This is a genomic window from Pseudomonas sp. IT-P218 (assembly GCF_949767605.1).
In the GTDB taxonomy this organism is placed as follows: Bacteria; Pseudomonadota; Gammaproteobacteria; order Pseudomonadales; family Pseudomonadaceae; genus Aquipseudomonas; species Aquipseudomonas putida_AE.
Map to the genome: position 1 here is coordinate 1 of NZ_CATKQQ010000045.1, position 2,016 is coordinate 2,016.

The 2,016-nt window shown below is 47.4% G+C and carries 3 protein-coding genes and 1 pseudogene; all 4 read left to right on the forward strand.

The window, feature by feature from the left end; all coding sequences use genetic code 11:
• Positions 1-664, forward strand: a 664-nt coding sequence (locus ACM6I6_RS22545; RefSeq protein ID WP_414920732.1) for an RHS repeat domain-containing protein, incomplete at its 5' end; no start/stop codon positions are given.
• Between the two features lie 12 nt (positions 665-676).
• Positions 677-1,027: a hypothetical protein gene (locus tag ACM6I6_RS22550; protein ID WP_323629389.1), complete on the forward strand. Its 351-nt coding sequence runs from the start codon at positions 677-679 to the stop codon at positions 1,025-1,027.
• Between the two features lie 17 nt (positions 1,028-1,044).
• Positions 1,045-1,278: pseudogene (locus tag ACM6I6_RS22555) on the forward strand (RHS repeat protein); the annotation flags it as partial.
• An 80-nt stretch (positions 1,279-1,358) separates the two neighbouring features.
• The gene (locus tag ACM6I6_RS22560; RefSeq protein ID WP_323629388.1) at positions 1,359-1,607 is read left to right on the forward strand and encodes an SMI1/KNR4 family protein; all 249 of its coding nucleotides are present in this window, start codon (positions 1,359-1,361) and stop codon (positions 1,605-1,607) included.
• Positions 1,608-2,016 lie beyond the last annotated feature (409 nt).

The following is a 2,016-nucleotide window of genomic DNA, read 5'->3' on the forward strand; positions in this document are numbered from 1 at the left end:
TACCGACCAGATTGGTACGCCGTTGGAGATGACTGACGCGCACGGGAGCATAGTCTGGCAGGCGACGTACAAGGCTTGGGGGGCGGTTGAGCGTCTACACGTCAATGACGTCGAGCAGAACCTGCGGTTTCAGGGGCAGTATTTTGATGACGAGACGGGGCTGCACTACAACACGTTTCGGTATTACGATCCGGAGGTGGGGCGGTTTGTTACGCAGGATCCGATTGGGTTATACGGTGGAGAAAATCTTTACCAGTATGTGCCTAATCCCAATGCATGGATCGATTCTTTAGGCCTCGCTTGTGAAAAATGGGATGTGAACTCACATCAAGGTAATAAAAGTGCTGTAAAGGGTAAAAATCTAGGATTAGACTCTCACCATGTTGGCCAGAAAAATCTTATGAAAGATTTGGTTGAGGGCTACGATCCAGCAGCTGCTCCCGCAATGTTAGTGCCTCGTGTGGGGCATACTGTTTCTAAAGAGGGAGTAGGTATTTTGTCAAGGGGTGGGGTGAATGGAAAGACAGGCTTGCCATTTGCCAGTGCTCGTGATGTTGTGGCTCGCGACATAAGAGAACTCAGGCGTGTATATCCAGATGTACCCAATGCAAAGCTTCAAGAACTGATATCGCTAAATAAAGCAATGTACCCAGAAATGCGCTAATGAGGATGGCTTATGAAATCTGATCAAAAATTTGTATCTGCAATATTTAATGAGCTGTATACCAAAAATTTAGAACAATATAGGAATTCATTAAGTAAGCCGCTCAATAACGATAACGATCCGTATGCCAAGGCCAGAAATGCCATGGCTACGCTTAGCGACAACGATAGGGCTAATATTTTTGCTTTTTTTAACGTCATTATCGCTGACAGTGCTTCTGTGGTCTTGGGGACGCTGGATGGTGTTCATTTCCCTGATGGTGTAGACGGAGATTTTGTTGTTACGTGTGATGGAGAGGAAATTCAAGGTGATCTCCTTGATATCTTCATTGAGAAGGCCCAAGAGAGTAATGTTTACGGCTGACTAAAAAATACTTCAAGGAAATCGACGCCCTCGGCCACACCACCGAATACCTCAATGGCGACGACGGCCTGCCGCACACCGTCATCGGTGCAACCGGCAAGTCCAAATATCTGTGGTGGAACTCCCTGGCCCAGGTCGAGCGCTTCCAGGATTGCTCGGGTAAAATCACCACCTACCGCTTCGACGAGCGCCACCATCTGGCCGTCGTCACCGACGCGCTGGGCCAGACCACCACGCTGGAGCGGAAGCCAATCGTGGGCCGTTTAATACATGGAAGAAAGGCTATTGGAAGGAAAGATCACTGGACTTTGGGGTTTGAGGTATGAGTTATATGGATTTGATTAAGACTGCATCTGGTGAAGATCCGGCATATGCAGGTGGTGCTACCGACGCCTTGATAGCTGAGTTTGAAAACGAACTGGGTGTGAGTTTTCCGAGCTCGTATAAGTTATTCCTGAAGAAATTCGAAGCTTTATCATTTGCTGGAGAAACATATTATGGGATCACAAAGAGTGGGCTAAGCGCTACCGCGATACCTAGCGTACTGTTCGCTACAAAAAACAGCGCGATTGCTTGGTGATGCTGATAGCAGTATGGTTGTTATTAAGTCTTCAGGCTATGGTCCTATATATTCAATCGACACTTCCAATATCGGAGAGACAGGCGAGCCCGTAGTTGTGGAGACTGAGCTTTCATTTAAAAGGGATGGTGAAAAAAACGTGATTTTCAATAATTTTGAAGACTTTTTTTGTGAGTCTGTGAGGCAGTCTATTAAAGAGCTTTGAGTTGAGATTTACGCTTGGATTTTCAGGAGTGACCTTATGGTTTTGTTCAGGGTACCAAGGAAACTGAGATCAGGTAGTAGTTGATCAAGAACCTGCTGTAGAGAATGATTCCAACGATTTGCAAGAGCGTGACGACCTGCGCCGCGAAGTCCTGCGCACCCAGGGCACGCTCACCAGCTGCTTCGGCTACGACGCCATGGGCCG

What these genes read in the sequence shown, in the direction of transcription:
- ACM6I6_RS22550 (WP_323629389.1), top strand. Translation starts at nt 677, where the DNA reads ATGAAATCTGATCAAAAATTTGTATCTGCAATATTTAATGAGCTGTAT.
- ACM6I6_RS22560 (WP_323629388.1), top strand. Translation starts at nt 1,359, where the DNA reads ATGGATTTGATTAAGACTGCATCTGGTGAAGATCCGGCATATGCAGGT.